This is a genomic window from Nocardia sp. NBC_01327 (assembly GCF_035958815.1).
Classification (GTDB): Bacteria; Actinomycetota; Actinomycetes; order Mycobacteriales; family Mycobacteriaceae; genus Nocardia.
Map to the genome: position 1 here is coordinate 3,521,626 of NZ_CP108383.1, position 16,910 is coordinate 3,538,535.

At 65.2% G+C, this 16,910-nt stretch carries 18 protein-coding genes and 2 tRNA genes; 9 read left to right on the plus strand and 11 right to left on the minus strand.

Annotation, left to right across the window (positions count from 1 at the left end):
- Window positions 1-599 precede the first annotated feature (599 nt).
- Window positions 600-794: a DUF397 domain-containing protein gene (locus OG326_RS15670; RefSeq protein WP_327145364.1), complete on the minus strand. Its 195-nt coding sequence runs from the start codon at window positions 792-794 to the stop codon at window positions 600-602.
- Complete coding sequence (locus OG326_RS15675; protein ID WP_327145365.1) at window positions 791-1,690, minus strand: helix-turn-helix domain-containing protein; 900 nt, start codon at window positions 1,688-1,690, stop codon at window positions 791-793. The genes OG326_RS15670 and OG326_RS15675 overlap by 4 nt, the downstream gene beginning before the upstream one ends.
- 196 nt (window positions 1,691-1,886) lie before the next feature.
- Between OG326_RS15675 and OG326_RS15680 the strand changes: the two genes are divergently transcribed.
- The 4 genes from OG326_RS15680 to OG326_RS15695 all read left to right on the plus strand — a co-directional run bounded on the left by OG326_RS15680 (window position 1,887) and on the right by OG326_RS15695 (window position 3,488).
- The gene (locus tag OG326_RS15680; protein ID WP_327145366.1) at window positions 1,887-2,114 is read left to right on the plus strand and encodes a hypothetical protein; all 228 of its coding nucleotides are present in this window, start codon (window positions 1,887-1,889) and stop codon (window positions 2,112-2,114) included.
- Complete coding sequence (locus OG326_RS15685) at window positions 2,111-2,326, plus strand: winged helix-turn-helix domain-containing protein (protein ID WP_327145367.1); 216 nt, start codon at window positions 2,111-2,113, stop codon at window positions 2,324-2,326. The genes OG326_RS15680 and OG326_RS15685 overlap by 4 nt, the downstream gene beginning before the upstream one ends.
- A gap of 65 nt (window positions 2,327-2,391) precedes the next feature.
- Window positions 2,392-2,862, plus strand: coding sequence for a nuclear transport factor 2 family protein (locus OG326_RS15690; protein ID WP_327145368.1), 471 nt, complete (start codon window positions 2,392-2,394; stop codon window positions 2,860-2,862).
- Window positions 2,863-2,879: 17 nt separating this feature from the next.
- Complete coding sequence (locus OG326_RS15695) at window positions 2,880-3,488, plus strand: MerR family transcriptional regulator (RefSeq protein WP_327145369.1); 609 nt, start codon at window positions 2,880-2,882, stop codon at window positions 3,486-3,488.
- 104 nt (window positions 3,489-3,592) lie between these two features.
- Here the strand turns inward: OG326_RS15695 and OG326_RS15700 are convergent, their stop codons facing one another.
- The gene (locus OG326_RS15700; RefSeq protein ID WP_327145370.1) at window positions 3,593-4,837 is read right to left on the minus strand and encodes an alpha/beta hydrolase family protein; all 1,245 of its coding nucleotides are present in this window, start codon (window positions 4,835-4,837) and stop codon (window positions 3,593-3,595) included.
- A 478-nt stretch (window positions 4,838-5,315) separates the two neighbouring features.
- The gene (locus OG326_RS15705; protein WP_327145371.1) at window positions 5,316-6,158 is read right to left on the minus strand and encodes a hypothetical protein; all 843 of its coding nucleotides are present in this window, start codon (window positions 6,156-6,158) and stop codon (window positions 5,316-5,318) included.
- Between the two features lie 432 nt (window positions 6,159-6,590).
- On the opposite strand from OG326_RS15705, the gene OG326_RS15710 reads away from it, so the two are divergent.
- Complete coding sequence (locus OG326_RS15710) at window positions 6,591-6,836, plus strand: hypothetical protein (protein WP_327145372.1); 246 nt, start codon at window positions 6,591-6,593, stop codon at window positions 6,834-6,836.
- 137 nt (window positions 6,837-6,973) lie between these two features.
- A complete protein-coding gene (locus tag OG326_RS15715; protein ID WP_327145373.1) occupies window positions 6,974-7,747 on the plus strand; it encodes an enoyl-CoA hydratase in 774 nt (257 codons plus the stop codon).
- A 139-nt stretch (window positions 7,748-7,886) separates the two neighbouring features.
- On the opposite strand, the gene OG326_RS15720 is transcribed toward OG326_RS15715, so the two are convergent.
- Window positions 7,887-7,961, minus strand: a tRNA-Val gene (locus tag OG326_RS15720).
- A gap of 14 nt (window positions 7,962-7,975) precedes the next feature.
- Window positions 7,976-8,047: transfer RNA gene (locus tag OG326_RS15725), tRNA-Gly, on the minus strand.
- Window positions 8,048-8,304: 257 nt separating this feature from the next.
- Between OG326_RS15725 and OG326_RS15730 the strand changes: the two genes are divergently transcribed.
- Window positions 8,305-9,492, plus strand: coding sequence for a glycosyltransferase (locus tag OG326_RS15730; RefSeq protein ID WP_327145374.1), 1,188 nt, complete (start codon window positions 8,305-8,307; stop codon window positions 9,490-9,492).
- Here OG326_RS15730 and OG326_RS15735 read toward each other — a convergent pair whose 3' ends face one another.
- The 5 genes from OG326_RS15735 to OG326_RS15755 form a co-directional block, all read right to left on the minus strand.
- Window positions 9,493-10,188: a hypothetical protein gene (locus tag OG326_RS15735; RefSeq protein WP_327145375.1), complete on the minus strand. Its 696-nt coding sequence runs from the start codon at window positions 10,186-10,188 to the stop codon at window positions 9,493-9,495.
- Window positions 10,189-10,274: 86 nt separating this feature from the next.
- Window positions 10,275-11,036 carry an isocitrate lyase/PEP mutase family protein gene (locus tag OG326_RS15740; protein ID WP_327145376.1) on the minus strand — a complete coding sequence of 254 codons (762 nt, stop codon included), beginning with the start codon at window positions 11,034-11,036 and terminating at the stop codon, window positions 10,275-10,277.
- Between the two features lie 48 nt (window positions 11,037-11,084).
- Window positions 11,085-12,521: an MFS transporter gene (locus OG326_RS15745; protein WP_327145377.1), complete on the minus strand. Its 1,437-nt coding sequence runs from the start codon at window positions 12,519-12,521 to the stop codon at window positions 11,085-11,087.
- 46 nt (window positions 12,522-12,567) lie between these two features.
- Entirely contained in the window at window positions 12,568-13,626 is a 1,059-nt protein-coding gene (locus OG326_RS15750) for a sigma-70 family RNA polymerase sigma factor (protein ID WP_327145378.1), read from the minus strand.
- Between the two features lie 93 nt (window positions 13,627-13,719).
- Entirely contained in the window at window positions 13,720-14,841 is a 1,122-nt protein-coding gene (locus tag OG326_RS15755; protein WP_327145379.1) for a serine hydrolase domain-containing protein, read from the minus strand.
- Between the two features lie 164 nt (window positions 14,842-15,005).
- On the opposite strand from OG326_RS15755, the gene OG326_RS15760 reads away from it, so the two are divergent.
- Together OG326_RS15760 and OG326_RS15765 are read left to right on the plus strand one after the other, a co-directional pair.
- Window positions 15,006-16,226 (plus strand): sensor histidine kinase, encoded by a 1,221-nt coding sequence (locus tag OG326_RS15760; protein WP_327145380.1) that lies wholly within the window; start codon window positions 15,006-15,008, stop codon window positions 16,224-16,226.
- Window positions 16,223-16,903 (plus strand): response regulator transcription factor, encoded by a 681-nt coding sequence (locus tag OG326_RS15765; protein ID WP_327145381.1) that lies wholly within the window; start codon window positions 16,223-16,225, stop codon window positions 16,901-16,903. The genes OG326_RS15760 and OG326_RS15765 overlap by 4 nt, the downstream gene beginning before the upstream one ends.
- Window positions 16,904-16,910 lie beyond the last annotated feature (7 nt).

Sequence of the window (16,910 nt, forward strand, 5' to 3'; positions counted from 1 at the left end):
ATCACGCAGGCCCGAGTGTGCGGGGAACTGACGTTCACGACTGTGCGGTCCTGAATTAGGTTGTCAGGGTTCTGGCGGTGGCTGTTCGATCCTGTCGCGGTCGTTTGGTGCCGGAACGGGCTTTCGCGCAACGTCTCTCGGCACTACGCAGCACGAGTGGGGGCTGTGGGACCTCGGCGCGGGCTGCGCGATCCCGGGGCGGCGGTCTCGGCCCGGTATGCGGTTGGGGGAGGCGTCGATCGCTTCTGGCTTCGTTGCGACGTCTCGGCGGCGCAGAGTTCGGCCGAAACTTGTGCGGGCTGGCGGACTTTGCCGATCTGCGCGCTAACTGGGCAATTCGCGCTGCGGCCACTGTGGTGGCGTGAATCTGCGAACCCGGATCACCGGAATGCCTGCGTCCGGATCAGTCGCGGCGTGGTCTGTGCTGTCTGCGGGGTAGATGACTCCCGCACCCAGCCCGAGGCTGCCGAACTAGGCTGAAGTGACGGCAAATCGTCGCGTTGATAATCAAGCTCGCGACCGGCTACCCGACCGGATAGTGACTGAGGCCGAGCCTGTTTCAGGCTCGGCCTGGTGTTCGTCCTGTCGGTGTAGCTCGTTCAGTGATTCCAGATTTCGCTGGCCAGGAAGCGGTCCCAGTGCTCGCCGGGGAACACGAGCACCGGCCCGCTCGGGTTCTTGGAATCACGCACCCCAACTGTGTTCGCCCCGAGGAATGCGATTTCGACGCACTCATTGGCACTGGGGGACTTGGAGGATTTGAACCACTGGGCGTCGGCCGGATCGTTGATCATGGCGCGTACTCCTTCGCGATGCTCGACACCAGATCGTGGGTGTCGTTCTCGCTCAACGCTACCCGCTTCATGGATACGACCGCTTGCCTGAACCGGGCGATCACCTCGGCATGCTCGAGGTAGAGCGCTCCCTCGGACCCTTCGACATAGACAACCGGAGGTTCAACCAAACGGCTGGCAAGAGGAGGGAATTCGAGCATGCTGAATGAGTCGACCGAGTATCCGGAGTGTGTGCCCGCGTTGAACGGCACGACCCTGATCGAGATGTTGTCTTGTGCTCCAGCCTCTTGCAGGCGCTGCAATTGCTCCCGCGTAACCGCAGGCCCTCCGATTCGATGGCGTAGCACCGCCTCCGACAGGAGTGCATCCACTCGAAAAGTATTGTCGGCTAGCCGCTCCTGCCGCCGGGCGGCCAGTTCGAGCCGACTCGACACATCGATTTCGGGCAGGTTGGGGAGTGCGTTCTCGATGAGGCTGCGTCGATATGCGGGCGTCTGGAGTATGCCGGGTATGAACACGAGCTGATGCGATGTCAGGTGGTCGGCCACTGCTTCGAGTCGCAGGTAGTGATTGAAGTACGGGGCGTACTGGCGGGAGTACGCCTGCCACCATCCTGTCGAGACTCCTTGCAGCTTGGCGACTTTGGCCTGTTGCTTGAGTTCTTCCCACAGCTCGAGCACCTCCGCTCGAACCGCAGGGGTGACGCTGTACATGTCGAGTAGCGACTTCAACTGTGGCGTAGACACTTTGGTCGGCAGACCGTCCTCGAGTCGGAGGATGGTTTGCTTCGACGTATCTATCTCCAATCCGGCAGTCAATAGGGTGGCGCCGGCTTGTTCTCGTATGGAGCGAAGAAAGCGACCGAATGCTCTACGCGGGATAGTGGATCCGACCATTTCGTTAGCCTCGCTATCTGGGGAAGCGTTTCGTGAAGCGGTCCGTGCTGGACTTCCAGCGGATTCCCTTCGACACCTTTCATCAGAAGTTCTGCGGGATCACAGTTGTATACCGAGTATAAGTGAGAACTTGCGACCTACTGCTCGGTACTGAATGCGATTCCCGTACAGAACTTCTGATGAAAGGTGGACCGAAATGACCTGGGACATCTGGGCGCTGCTGTCGATCATCGTGCTGTGCGGCACCGTCATCGTCTGGTCCGGCTGGGGTTATTGCCGCGAACTCCATCCGGAGGAAGTCAACTCCCTACGCCTGCACCTCACGGGCGGTGGTCACCTCGACGTCCCGCTCGCACCCGATCACCCCACCGGCCGTCACCGCGCGCCCCACTTCACCCGTCTCCACCTGGAGTCGACCCCATGACCCCCGCCGAAATAGCGGTCCTCACCGCCCTCCGCCCCAATCTCCCGCTCAACTCCACCCAAATCCAGCAGGCCGCCCGCCTGACCGCCGCGCGCACCCGAAATGCCCTGTCCCAATTGGAATCCCGAGGTCTGATCATGTCCAGCCGCCCCCGCGGCCGCTACCGCATCACCCCTCGCGGCCGAGCCGCCCTGATAACAAAGTCCCGCTGACCCTTGAAACTGACGTAACGTGAGGTTTTAGCGTGGGTGGTGCACATCGACCCGAGGAGAACCAGATGAGCACCGACCTGCAGAAACTGTCCGACCGCACGGAGATCGTCGAGCTGCTGAGCGCCTACCTGGCAGCGGTCGACGACAAGCGGCTCGATCGTACCGTGATGACCACAACCTTCGCGGTCGACGGCCGTATCGTCCGCCCCAACGGTGCCGCCCTTATCGGACACGACAGTATTCTCGAGAGCCAGTCGGCGAGTTTCGCCCGTTTTCGAGCGACACACCACGTCACTGCCGACCATCTTGTCGAAATCGACGGTGGCACAGCAAGAATGCGCGCCAATCTGACCGCCATGCATCTCTGGTCGCCGGAGGAGTCCGATTCCCACTCGCTGGAAACCCATTTCCTCGCCGGCGGCGTCTTCGACGTCCGTGCCACGCGGACCGGCGAGGGCTGGAAACTGACCGAAATGGCGCTGCGCAACACCTGGCGCAGCGGCACGGGTATGGCCGCAATGCTCGCCACCCGCTGATTCGAAAGGAAGGCGCCGTGGCCGAACAGGTATGGCGTGTCGGAGATCTGGCCCGCGAAACCGGCGTCACCGTCCGGGCCCTGCACCACTACGACCAGCTCGGCCTGCTGGTGCCCTCCTCGCGCACCTCCGGCGGGCACCGCAGCTACACCGAGTCGGACGTGCACCGCCTGCACCGCATTGTGGCCTTGCGGGGCTTCGGATTTCCGCTCGAGGACATCGCGGCCCTCCTGCACGCCGACCCCGACCAGGACCCCCGCGACCTGATCCGGCAACAGCTGACGCTGGTCGAAGACCGCATCGCCCGAGCCGGCGCCCTGCGAACCCGCCTGCTCGAGGTGCTCGACGGCCTCGAACACACGGTGGAGCCGTCGACCTCGGAGTTCCTACGACTTATTGAGGAGACCGTCACCATGAATCAACCACTGACCCCGGACGAATTCGCCCGGCTGATCCGTCAGCGCGAGGAATTCGCGCGGAGCCTGAGCGCGGAAGAGTTTGCGGCACTGCTGAAACGCCGTGAAGACGCCTTCGCCGCACTGACCCCGGCCGACCGAGAACGGTTGGAGGCCAACCGCGCTCGAATGATCCCGCCCGGAACGGGGCTCGACCCCGCAGACGGGTAACCGGGTCGCGAGCTATCCGGCCTAATCGTGCACTACCGAGCCTCGAATGGCGGTTTCCCGCCGAATCCGCCTCGATAGTGCACGAAAAGGCCGACCGGTGATCGTCAAGGGATGAATCTCGTATTCGGGTAGGCCGGGTTGTCCCCATCGAACAGGTGACTGTCGCTGTGCTTCAGGTGCAGATCGAAAAACGCTGTGACATAGGCACGTTGGGTGCTCACCGACTGACCAGGATCGATCCGCCCGATCTCCCGTTGCTGCGCACCCCGCTTCAGCACCTGTGCGAGTTGCGGAACCACGACCTGTAGGTCGGTGAATCCATTGTGTGCGGCGCCGTCGAAGTGTAGATCGCGTTTCCACGCGCGCTGATTGGTCCAGAACTCCCTCCACGACGGATCTATATCGGTGCTCATGTGGGAATGCTGGAGGGTGTCACCTGTCGCCGGGTACACGAAATCGGAGCCCACCAGCAGGAACGGCCGATCCAGCCCGTGCTGCACGCTTTCCCCGACGTCACCCGGCGACATCGCGCCGTCGAAGTTGATCCCGGCGGCGATCCGCCGGTCGTAGTACATGCTCTCCGCCGTCGTGCACCCGCCCAGCGAGTGGCCGAACATGCCCACCGCCGAAAGATCCAGCGCCCCAACCAGGCCCGTGGGCAGCGGGCGCTTCTCGGCGTCCGGATTATCGCCCTGATCCATGCGGGTCAGCTCATCCAGCACGAATCGGGTATCGGCAATGCGGGCACCCATCGTCCGCCGCAGGAATTCCACGCTCGACTCGGCACTGCCGGTGACGACCTGCCCGCCGGGGAATTCGATCGCCGTCGAATCATGCGGATGGGAAAGGGAGACAACGATATAGCCGTGACTCGCCAAATCATCGGTGAGCACCGAACCGAGCTCCCGCAGCATGCCGAGGCCGTGCGAGAACAACACCACCGGCCACCGCTGTGTGCCATCCACCGCCGCCGACGCGACTGCGGGCCGCTCGGTCCCGCTCCAATCGACCACGCCCGCGGGCATATCCAGAAAAGCCGGATCGGGCACACTCTGATCGAACACGCTCGCCACCCGCGGCGACATCCAGTCGGCGAGTTCCCCGCCGCCCTGCGCGGGGTAGGTCACGGTGACCATCAACTCCCGCCGCGCGCTCGCCTGCCACGGGTCCGTCCGCGCATCCACCAGATGCAGATCCACCGTGCCCACCGGATACCGCCCACTGAGCCCCGGCAGCATCAGGCGCACCTGCCGCCTGATCGTGATCGGCGTCGCGGCAGCCAGCAACCCGAGCCCCGCAACCAGCCCCACCGCCCCCGCGAAGACCCGCCTATCGAACACCTCAGTCACTTAACCACTTGCGTCTCCAGTGGGTGGAAGGTGCAGCGTATTCCCATGACCGACGACCTCCACACGATCGGCGAACTCGCCCACCGCACCAGCCTCCCGGTCCGCCTGGCTCGACACCGTGTCCGAACCGAAGGTGGAGCGCTACTGGGAGTTGCTGACCTTGATCAACGGGTACCAGCCCGCTCCGCCCGCAGTCCCTGCCTTCGCCTGGCTATCCGCAGCCCTGCGTGCACACCGATAGCTCTCCTCCCCGGAATTCCATACCTATGCCGCAACGGTTTCGGCTGTTTGCAGCTGGGGAATCCGCCCGCGCGCGGACCGTCCGGGGGGCACCGGGGTCACCCTTTACGCCGATATGAATATCGACCAGGAACTGGTGGCGGTGCCTACTCGGCGTTTGCCACAACCAGTTCCTGGTCGATGTCATTTCACGTGTGCGAAGGGAGGATTCGGTCGAAGGTGGGGGAGGTGGGGTGGGTTACAGCCACTTCATCAGGGTCATGCTCGAGAGCTGCGCGTTGGTGATGGTCGGCAGGTCGACCTTTTTCGGGGGACTACTGCCGTCCACCGTGACGACATAGACGGAGGTTTGGCCGGTGCCTTGGGTATCGAGGTACTTGAAGGCAATCTGAGTGCCGTCGTGATTGCTGACGGGGTTCGATATACCCGCCGTATTCGTGGTGGGTAGCAGCGGCGTCCTGTTGCTGGCGGTGAAGCAATTGGTCGCCGGGTCTTTGACGACGTCGGACCGATATACCTGAGTGTCCTTGGCATCTATCACTTTGGTAGGGCCACCCAGCCAGATCAGTGTTCCGCAGTCGGCGGTGGGGAACACGATGGTCCCGTCATAGTTGAGGTAGGGACCGCCTAGGTGTCCGTGCCCCACAGCCTGCGGATTACTCGTAGACCCAGCCGGTATCTCGTAGTAGTTGTCCACCGGTGTCGCGGGCTGCCGGTAATAGAAGTTGCCCGCGCCATCGAACCCGATGGATTCGAAATCCGGCTGCGTACCCCCGAACGGCCCGAGCGCGGCCGCAGGCGTCACATTGGTGAATGTCCCACCGGCATCTATCCATCCCGCACTGTCATGCCCATCGACCTTCTTGGTGAACGCGAATCTCTTGAGATCCGGTGACGCCGAGAGAACATTGCCGGAATCACAGGTATTCGAGCATGCGGAAACATCGAAAGAGGCCACCTGCGAATACTTTCCGGAGCTCGGATCGATGAACCCATAGTTCATATGCCCCACAGATCCGGTGCCGACAAATATCTGCGTAAGTATCCCCGACGTCGCCTGCGGCGCAGCAGCACTGGTCACCGACGCTGGATTGGTCGAGGTCGCAGCCGCCGCGGGCGGACTGCTCGATGCGGTAGCCGATGGCTTGGTAGTCGAGTTATTCGCCGAGCATCCGGCTGTAAACGCGAGTAACACTGTCGAAATAGCAAGAATTGCTGACAAACGTCCATGGGATTCTGCATTCATGCGGACTCTCCGGCCAAGCGGTGCAACACTGTCGCGTCATTATGCGCTCCGCAGACAGGTTGCGGGTCCCGATCCGGCGGGGCCCCAGGGCATCCGCCCGCGTCGCGCCGTCCGCTCGTGCCGGGTGAGCAGCGGGAGGTGCACCGGCTGCCCCTATTTCTGGGTCTTCCAAAACGATCATCTGAACCAACATTATTTCATATGCTCTCACCGGCAGAGCGGCAGAACACCGCACCTGCCTCGGCAAACAGATTTGAGGACAACTTCATGAAACGAACGATTCTCGTCGGCGCCGCCGCCTTCGCCCTTCTCGGTGGTGCCGTGGGCACGGCTGCCGCAGAAGGGATTCCGCTCACCGCCCAGAACGTCGACATCACCCCCGGCTCCGCCGCGGACCTCGGCAATGCCATCGGCACCGGCTCGGTCGACACCGGCAGCACCGCCGCCGCCCTCGGCAGCGCCTTCGGCGGCGGCTACGCCGGCGGCGTACTCGGCAGCCTCTCCGCACACTGATCCGGGCGGAACAACAGAAGGGCCCGGCCGACACCGGGCCTGCTCTGGTCTCCGTTCGGGCGCAGGGGACCGCATGAGCATCACCGAGACTGCGTCAGTCTGTTGACCCGTGGTGGTCACTCACTTACCATCCAGCGATGCTCCTCGTCGACAAGAACGATTCCGTCCTGACTTTGACGCTCAGTCGGCCCGAATCGCGAAATGCATTGTCGCCGCAGCTGATTGAGGAGCTACAGACTCAGATCGCCGCCGCGGACTCGGACCCCGATGTCGCCGTCGTGATCCTCACCGGCGCTGATCCGGCCTTCTGCGCGGGAGTCGATCTTCGAGTGATAGGCGCCGAAGGCGGCTGGGACAATATGGGTGGAGCCGCCGCCGGCGATGTTCCGGCCGGGCACCCGTGGACGCCGATCGGCAAGCCGATCATCGGCGCGATCAACGGAGCCGCGGTGACCGGCGGTCTCGAACTCGCATTGGCCTGCGACATCCTCATCGCCTCGGACCGGGCTCGATTCGCCGACACGCATGCCCGCGTCGGCGTGATGCCGCTGTGGGGCCTGACCGCCCGCCTGCCGGAAGCAGTCGGGTTCGGGTTCGCGCGCCGAATGAGCCTGTCGGGCAACTTCATCGATGCCCACACCGCCCTCGCGCGCGGCCTGGTCACCGAAGTCGTGCCGCACGACGACCTGCTCCCGGCCGCCCGCCGCCTCGCCTCGGACATCGCGTCCAACAACCAGACCGCCGTCACCACACTTCTCGACTCCTACCGCCGGGTCCAAGACCACGTACTCGCCCCGCAGGCCCAGATCGAAGCCGCGACCGGCGCGCGCTGGCTCGCGGGCGACGCCGCGCGAGACATCGCCAAGGACGCGCGCGCGGTCATAGACCGCGGCCGTTCTCAGCTGCACTGACCGGCCACCGCCCGTTTTCGCACGCCGATTCGCCGAGATGCATGATGCTGCGGCTGTATCGGTGGATGCCGCACACCGCCCCCGCGAGTTGAGCGAGACTCGGAAATCTGCCCGGCGCAGGGCAGATCCGATCGAACTATGGTGCGCGATACTGGGATTGAACCAGTGACCTCTTCCGTGTCAGGGAAGCGCTCTCCCGCTGAGCTAATCGCGCGTGTTCCCCCTCTGAGCGGATGACGAGATTCGAACTCGCGACCCTCACCTTGGCAAGGTGATGCGCTACCACTGCGCTACATCCGCTTGCTTGCCGGGGCTCGGGAGCCGATCGGCTTGCGGGACAGAACTTTAGGGACAAACCGCCGCAGATTGCAAATCGCCACCATAACGGGGGTGCGCAAGGCGCTGGGGGAGGAGTGGCACGGTAGAAGCGGCCGGGGAAGAACGGCGGCTGCCGGACCTTCTTCCCACTTCAATGTATAGCGCACACCCCCTCTTGCCGCAAGGCCCCGTCGGACCTCCATAATCGCTGGTCGTAAGCCATTTCGAGAGGAGTTCACGTGCGCATACTGCTGTCGACGATCGGGTCCCGCGGTGAGGTGCAGCCGGTGCTGGCGCTGGCTCTGCGGCTGCGATCGCTCGGGCAGGAGGTTCGGCTCTGCGCGCCACCGGACTTCCGGGAGCTGATCGCGGGCTATGACCTTCCGTTCGTCCCGATCGGTCCCGAGGTCCGCCACTTCGGCCGCGGCGGGGCGAAACCCACGCCCGAGGAACTGCGCCGCCAGATCCCGGACACGGTCGCCACCCAGTTCGAGTTCATCGCCCCGGCCGTCGACGGCTGCGACATCGTATTGGGTTGCGGCGCATTGCAAATCGCCGCGCACAGCCTTGCCGAGCAACGCGGCATCCCGTACGTCTACGCGGCCTACAGTCCCAACACCCTCCCCAATCCGCACCTGGCCCCGCCGCCCATGCCGGGCCCGCCACCCACGACCACCGACGTCCCGACCCTCTGGGAGCAGGACGCCCAGCGCTGGAACCAGATCTGGTCCGATCCGCTCAACTCCCAGCGTGCGGCCCTGAGCCTGCCGCCGGTGGCCGACGTCCGCGGCTACATTTTCACCGAAAACCCGTGGCTCGCCGCCGACCCGATCCTGGGCCCCTGGCCGCAACCCGCCGCCCTGCCTGTCCTGCAAACCGGCGCATGGCTGGTCCCCGACGACCGCCCGCTCTCCGCCGAACTGGAAGCCTTCCTGGACGCCGGAGCACCGCCGATCTACTTCGGCTTCGGCAGCATGCACGTGGCGCCGGAGTTCAGCCGGATCCTGATCGAGACGGCGCGCAAACTCGGCTATCGCGCAGTGGTCCAACGCGGTTGGACCGACCTGTCTCCGATCGACGAGGCCCCCGACTGCCTGGCGATAGGCGAGGTCAACCAGCAGGCGCTGTTCCCCCGGATGGCCGCCGTCGTCCATCACGGCGGCGCCGGAACCACTACGGCAATCGCGAAATCCGGTGTGCCGCAGGTAGTGCTGCCGCAGCGCTACGACCAGCCCTACTGGGCCTCCCGAGTGGAGGCGCTCGGCATCGGCACAGCACTGCCCCTCGGCGAACCCGCCACCGATCCCCTTGTCGCAGCACTGGATCGAGCACTGACTGCCGATACGGTGGCCCGGGCACGCTCCCTCGCCACCGAAATACGCACCGAGGGAACAGCAATCGCCGCACGGCAGCTACTCGGATGCTGATCAGGAGCCGACGAATTCCCTGTCACCGTATTGCAGCCCGGCCGAATCCCACTGCCCGCCAAGACCGCTGACAAAATCCCGGGTCAATTCGAGATCGGCACGATCGATCACCAGAATCAACGCCCCGGAATCGGTGACCGATCCGCCGCCGATCCGATCCCGCACCGCCGGATCAGCCACCAGCGCATCGTGAAAACGCGTCCGATCCACCCCGGTGACGGTAATGCTGACGGCATTCGCCCGCGCATCATCGGCGGGCAGCAATTCGAATGTCAGCACCGATTCCTGGTGGTACCGCACACGCACATCATCGGCGATCCAGAACAGATTGCGACTGTCCGTACACGCCAGATGGAAATCCCGCGACCGCTCATAGGTCGCCGTACCGCTCTGCTCGGACCAGAAGACACCCTCCAGCAGATCGGACCACACCGGCAGCGCGAGCTCGGTCACCGCGGTCGCATCCACCCTGATCTCGAACGACCCCAGCTGATCGTTCAACCTGGGGTCATTCGGATCGGTAATCGTGTCGGTATTATCGGTCGCGAACAGTTCGGCGGTGGGCTGCAACGGATTTCCCGGTACACACGACGCCGGTCCGTACGCCTGCGCCGGACCGGCGGGCCCGGTGACCACACCGGCCCCGGAAATCGCGAGGACACAGGCCACGACGGCGATCATGCGTGCGGTGGTCATGCGGCGCTGCCTTTCGCTCGGGGCGACTGCATTCCCGCACCGCGGCTCGAACCCACCGCACTGCGGGACCTGAGCAGCATCGTAAATCAGCTGAGCAGGTGCTCGACAGCGACTTTCAGATCGGCCAGGGCGGCCCGGTAGAACCGGGGGCCGTACGACACGCGTGCCACGCCCAGCTCCCGCAGCGTCGCCAGATCCAGGAACTCTCCGGTATTGCCATTGACCGGGCCGGGCAGTTCGCTCACAAGCGTGGCGATATCGCGTTTGTCCCGTACGCCGATCGGATAGACGCAGTCGACTCCGGCGTCCAGATAGCGCCGCCCGCGCCGGACGGCCTCCGCGACCCGTTCCGCCTCGGCAATCCCCGCGACCGGCAGGAAGGCATCCACGCGCGCATTGATGACAATCGGGACTCCGGCATCATCGGCGGCGGAACGGACGCCGGCGAGCCACTGAGCGTGCGTCTCGGCGTCGACCAGACCGCCCGCCCGATGATCGGTGTCCTCCAGGTTGCAGCCGACCGCTCCGATATCGAGCAGCCGATCCACCAGCTCGCGCGGCCGCATGCCGTACCCCGCCTCTGCATCCACCGTCACCGGGACCGATACCGCCCGCGCGATACGACCGGCCGCGGCGAACATCTCCTGCCACGGCGCACCCTCGCCATCGGGATAGCCGAGCATCGCCGAGATCGCCGCACTGGCGGTGGCGACGACGGGAAACCCCGCCTCGGCCACGATCGCCGCGCTGGCCGCGTCCCACGCATTGGGGAGTACGAGCATCTCTCCGCGATGGAGATCCCGCAGCAACTCGGCACGCACCTTCAGCACTGTCACATCTGTACTCATCGATATCCTCCAAATCAGTAGCATGACTGCATATTTCGAATGACGGGGTCAGAGCGGCGAGGGCACACTCTCCGGCTCGGCACTTGCCGCCCGCAGTGGTTCGACCGCACGCTTCCCCGGCATTCCGAGCGCGATGAGCATCCCGGCGAACGCGAATACGGCCACCGCACCCATCGCCGCCGAGAATCCCTTGCTGAACTGCTCCGGCGACGAATACCCTCCGACGCTCGAGAACACCGCGACCGACACCGCGACACCGAATACACAACCGAAGGTGCGCAGCATCATGAACGCGCCGGACGCCTGGCCGATCTCGTGTGGTTGCACGGCGCCGACCACCGACTTCTGCGCCGCCGGCATGGCCATGGTGAGTCCGACCCCGCCGATGATCAGTGCGGGCAGCAGCGTCAGATAATTCGTATTCGTCCCCACGGCAAGGGCGATCCAGCCCGCGCCGAGCGTCTGCAGCAGCAGTCCGCCGACCACGAATTTCCGCTCGCCGACCTTATCGGTCAACTTTCCGGCGATCGGCGCGCACACCAATAGTGTTGCCGTCCAAGGCATCAGCCGCAGGCCGGCGCCCAGCGGCCCGTCACCCCGCACGACCTGAAAGTACTGCGCGAGAAAGAACAATGTGCCGTACAGCGAGGCGAATACCAGCGTATTGGCCGGATTCGCCGTGGCGAACGCCCGCAGCCGGAAGAACCGCATGGGCAGCATCGGCGCCTTCGAGCGCTGCTCCCACAGCACGAAGGAAATCACCAGTGCCACACCGATTATCAGCGTGCTCAGCACCTCCGCACTGCGCCACCCGGCCGTATTTCCGCGCACCAGACCCCAGATGATGCCGAACCCGCCCGCGGTCACCAGCGCGACCCCCGGCAGATCGAAACGCGTATTCGGGCCGAAACTTTCGTCGATTCGCCGTGCCGTCAGCGCAATGGTGATCAACCCGATCGGCAGGTTCAGCCAGAAGATCCACTGCCACGCCAGCCCTTCGGCGATAGCGCCGCCGATGAACGGTCCACTGAACGTCGCCAGCCCCGTAATGCCCATGTACAGCCCCATCGCCCGGCCCCGGTGCTGTGGCGGGAAAGCCGCGGTGAGCAGGGTGAGCGAGAGCGGCAGCACCATGGCGGCGCCGACACCCTGCAGTGCCCGGAACATGATCAGCGTGCCGATATTCGGCGACAGCGCGCACGCCACCGAGGCGAGGGTGAATACCGCCAGCCCGGTGCTGAACATGCGGCGGCGTCCGTATCGATCGCCCAGTGCGGCGCCGGTCAGCAGCAGTACCGCGAACGTCAAATTGTATGCGTTGACAGTCCATTCGAGTGATTCGACCGAGGCCGTCAGATCCTTCCGGATCGTGGACAGCGCGGTGGTCACCACCAAACTGTCCAGGGCCATCATGAATGACGCCACCGAGGCAAGCCCCAGTACCCACGCTTGCTTGGACGTCATTCGTCCTTCGTCGGTAGTCACCGATACTCCTTAGTGCAAGACCGAATGTGTTGGTAGCAGCCGTCGATCAGTACCGCAGTGAGCGCGGGAGACCGAATATCGGCAGCAGCGAGTTGTCGTGGAATCGCGTCATCGCGGCAATTCGATTGCCGCTCAACGTCAAGACGAGTACTCCGTGCGCGTGCAGAATCGGCGTCCGCGGATCACGCAGGTAGTAGCCGAAGGCCGGCTGGCCGTTCGCCCGTGTCGGGATCAGCACATGCCGGGGGCCGTTGCGCATCACCACGGTGCTGAAGAAGTGCCGGATCGCCTCCACGCCTTGGTATTCCAGCGGGACCGGCGGCATGGTCAGCCAGGCGTCGTCCGTCAGCACGGCCACGATCGCCTCGACATCCCCGGCATCGAACGCGCGAATGAAATCCGCCACCACCCGGCGCTCCTGTGGTGAATTCGGCAGGGGAGCGCTCTCCCTGTCGAGACCGGAGGCTGGATCGGCCAGGGCGGTGCGTGCGCGCTTCAGCGCATTGGTCACCGAACTCTCGGTCGTATCGAGAATGTTCGCCACCTCGGCCGCCCGGAATCCCAGCACATCGCGCAGCACCAGCACAGCGCGCTGCCTCGGCGGAAGTTGTTGCAGCGCAGCCAGAAATGCCAGCGACACCGACTCTCTGGCCTCGTAGCGCGCCTCCGGCCCCGGCAGATCGTCGGCAATCCGGTCGAGCAGCAGATCCGGATACGGTTCCAGCCAGCTCGGTTCCGGACGGCGACGTGATGGCTCGGGCAACGGAACCTCCGTCTCGTAGACCGCGAGATCATGCGGACGCCGGGTCCCGGCCCGTAGGGCATTGAGGCAGCGATTGGTCGCGATCCGGTACAGCCAGGTCCGCACCGACGCCCGCTCCTCATAGCCGCCGAGCCCGCGCCAAGCCGCCAGCAATGTCTCCTGCAGCAGATCCTCGGCGTCCTGTACCGAGCCGAGGATGCGATAGCAGTGCACCTGCAACTCGCGGCGATACGGCTCGACGAGCCCGCGGAACGCCTCACCGTCGCCGCCCCGAGCCAGCTCCAGCAGCTCCAGCGCCCGAGCCTCGCTCCCGGTTCCCCTGCTCGGCGGAATCCCTCGCATAGTGGCTCCTACTCTCCGAAAGATGGTCCTTTCATAGAGATGGACACCACGAGCGACCGAAAATGGTCGGTGCCGAGCCGGCGAGGCACAACGTCAGTGCTGGGCGTAGGTGTCGGTCAGCGCGGTGACCGCCTTGCCGATGCCTGCCGTCGCGCGCTCGTCGGCACGATTGGCGACCACGGTGAGCACCAGGTTCTTCTCCGGCGCGATCCACGCCGACGCGTACCAGAAGGTATTGCTGCCATCGTGCGCCAGCACGCGCCCGCCCGCCCACGGCTGGTCGACCACCATCCAGCCCCCGGCGTAATCGCCACCGCTCGGCGGCTGATGCAGCCTGTCCATGGTGGCCGTCGTCAGCATTGTGGTCTCGCCGCGCGCGCCCGCGAGATGCACCGCGAGGAACCTGCCCCAATCGGTGAGCGAACAGTGCACCGTCCCGGCCGGACCGAGCGCGGGCGGATTGTCCGAGGCCGGATCCCCGGGCGCCATGGGCACCGGCTTGTCCTCGACCACGGTGTGCCCCCACGGCTGATCCACCGTGTCGCGAGTTCCCGGCGGGCCGAAGCCGCACGAATCCATTCCTAGCTTCCCGAACAGCTCGGACCGCATCAGGTCCTCCCAGGACTTGCCCGTAATCCGTTCCAGCACAACGCCTAACGTCACATAGCCCATATTCGAATAGGCGTATGTCCCGACCGGCCGCGCCGGGGGAGCGGCCAGGACGGCGCGCGCAGCTCGGGTCCGGATCTCCGAGGGCGTGCCGTGCAGGTAATCGTCGGAATCGCTGTCCGGCGGCCCGTCGGCTATGCCGCTGCGGTGCTGCATCAACTGCTCGAGGGTGACATTCGCATTGACGGGGTCGAGGGGATCACCGGCGAAAATCGTGCCGAGCCGATCATCGAAATGCAGCGTGCCGCGATCGATGTACAGGCCGATCAGCGTCGCGGTCATCGCCTTGGTATCGGATCCCAGATGCCATTGGTCGGCAATGGTGACAGGCGTGGGATCGCCGGACTTCCGCACACCCGTCGCGCCGAGAGCGACGAGCCTGCCGTCCTTCCACACCGCCGCCGCCATGCCCGGGATCGCGGCCTCGCTCCGGATCGGCTCGAGGGTGCCCGCGAGATCAGCGGCCGGCGTCGCATGGCTATCGGTACCGCACGCCGCGAGCCCGACCGTGAGCACGCCCAAAATGATTCGCCGAGAGATCCGCACGACACTCCTCAGGTTCGCGGTCCGGTTGCCCGCTGCGGTTCCATCCTGACGGCCCCCGGCCGCGGCGACATCGATCGCGGGTCGGGACAACGTCATACTTCGGGCGATCGAGTCGTAGACCACAGGCGGATGCGCGAGAGCCTCCCACCGGCAATGCTGGCTCGATGACCGCTAGCATCGCACCCCTGCGCCCAGGTCCGGCGCCACTACAGCGGTGGCAGCAGACTTGGCGACTGCTGCTGGTGCTGGCATTCAGCGTGTTGACGTGGATTCTCACCGTCAATGAGCTGCCCTCGGACGTCCATCGACTGCTGCGGGTCTGGTTGTTCACCGCGGACCCGATCATCGGGGTGTGCAGCATCGTGCTGGTCCTGTTCCGGCGACGCTATCCGGTTGCTGTCGCCGCCATCACGACCGCCGCCTCAGCGGTATCGACCACCGCCAGCGGAGCCGGGCTGCTGGCCATGTGCTCACTGGCGACGCGACGCCGCTATGCGGAAACGCTGTCGGTAGCGGTGGGCTTCGTGGTGGCGGGCGTGGTGATCAGCGTGCTCTATCCGACTCTCGATGTGCAGAGCGACGGACCGGGACAGTACTGGTTCACCGCGGGTTTCATGGTCGTCGCCGTCATGGCGATCGTCGCGGTTGGCTTCGCGGTCGGGGCGCGGCGGGAAGAACTGTGGTCGCTGCAGCAGCGCACCGAAATAGCCGAACGCGAACAGGTCGCGCGTGCCGCCGAAGCCAGAATTCTCGAACGGCACCGCATCGCGCGCGAAATGCACGATGTACTCGCACACCGGATTTCACTGGTCGCCATGCAGGCCGGAGCGCTCAGCTACCGTCCCGACCTGTCCGCCGAGCAGGTCGGCGCCATTGCGAAAACCATTGCCGACAACTCCCGCCAGGCCCTGGAGGAACTGCGCGATGTGCTCGGTGTCCTGCGCGCCGATGAACTCCATGCCACCGATCCACCCGAACCACCGCAACCCTCGCTCGCGGCGCTGCCCACCCTGGTGGCCGATGCGCGCATCTCCGGGCTGAACGTCACACTCACCGACAGCACCGCCAGCGAGCCGCCGACGAAGAGCGCCCGCACGGCGTATCGCATTGTGCAGGAAGGGCTTACCAATGTCGGTAAACACGCTCCCGGAGCGACGGTCTGGGTCGGCATCGAAGGCGCGGAAGGACAGGAATTGACCGTGACCGTACTGGACTCCGGCACCACCGGGTCCGCGGCGCCCGCGCCGGTCTCCGGATACGGTCTCCTCGGCCTCACCGAGCGAGCCGAATTGCTGGGCGGCACCATATCGTTCGGTCATCAGCCCGAGGGCGGCTTCCGGCTGCGCGCCATTCTGCCCTGGCCCGCCTCGGTGCAGGTCTCATGAATTCCGCTGTCGCACCACCGATTCGCATAGTGCTCGTCGACGACGATCAACTCGTGCGGGCTGCCCTGTCACTGATCATCGGGGGCGACGCCGCGCTGCTGGTCGTAGGCGAGGCCTCCGACGGTGCCCAAGCCATCGATGTGGTCCGCGAACAACATCCCGATGTGGTGCTCATGGACATCCGCATGCCGGTCCGCGACGGCCTCAGCGCCACCGCCGAACTCCTCACCTGGCGCACACCGCCGCGCATCGTCGTCCTGACCACCTTCGACTCCGACGATATGGTGCTGCGCGCCCTGCGCCTGGGCAGCCACGGCTTCCTCCTGAAGGACACCCCGCCGCCGGACCTGATCGCCGCCATCAAAGGCGCCGCAGCCGGTCGCCCGATGCTTTCCCCCAGCGTCACAACACAACTCATCACCGCCGCCACCGCACACCTACCCACCGACGCTCATCACGCGGCCCGCGCCACCGCCCGCCGCGCCCTCGATCAACTCACCGCCCGAGAGCTCGACATTGCCCGCGCGATCTCCCGCGGCCTGTCCAACGCCGAAATCGCCACCGAGCTCTACCTCAGTGTTGCCACCGTAAAGACCCACACCGGAAGGCTTTTCGCCAAACTTGCCGTAGAGAACCGAGTCCAGCTCGCCCTCATCGTCCGCGACGCCGAGGACTGATCACCCG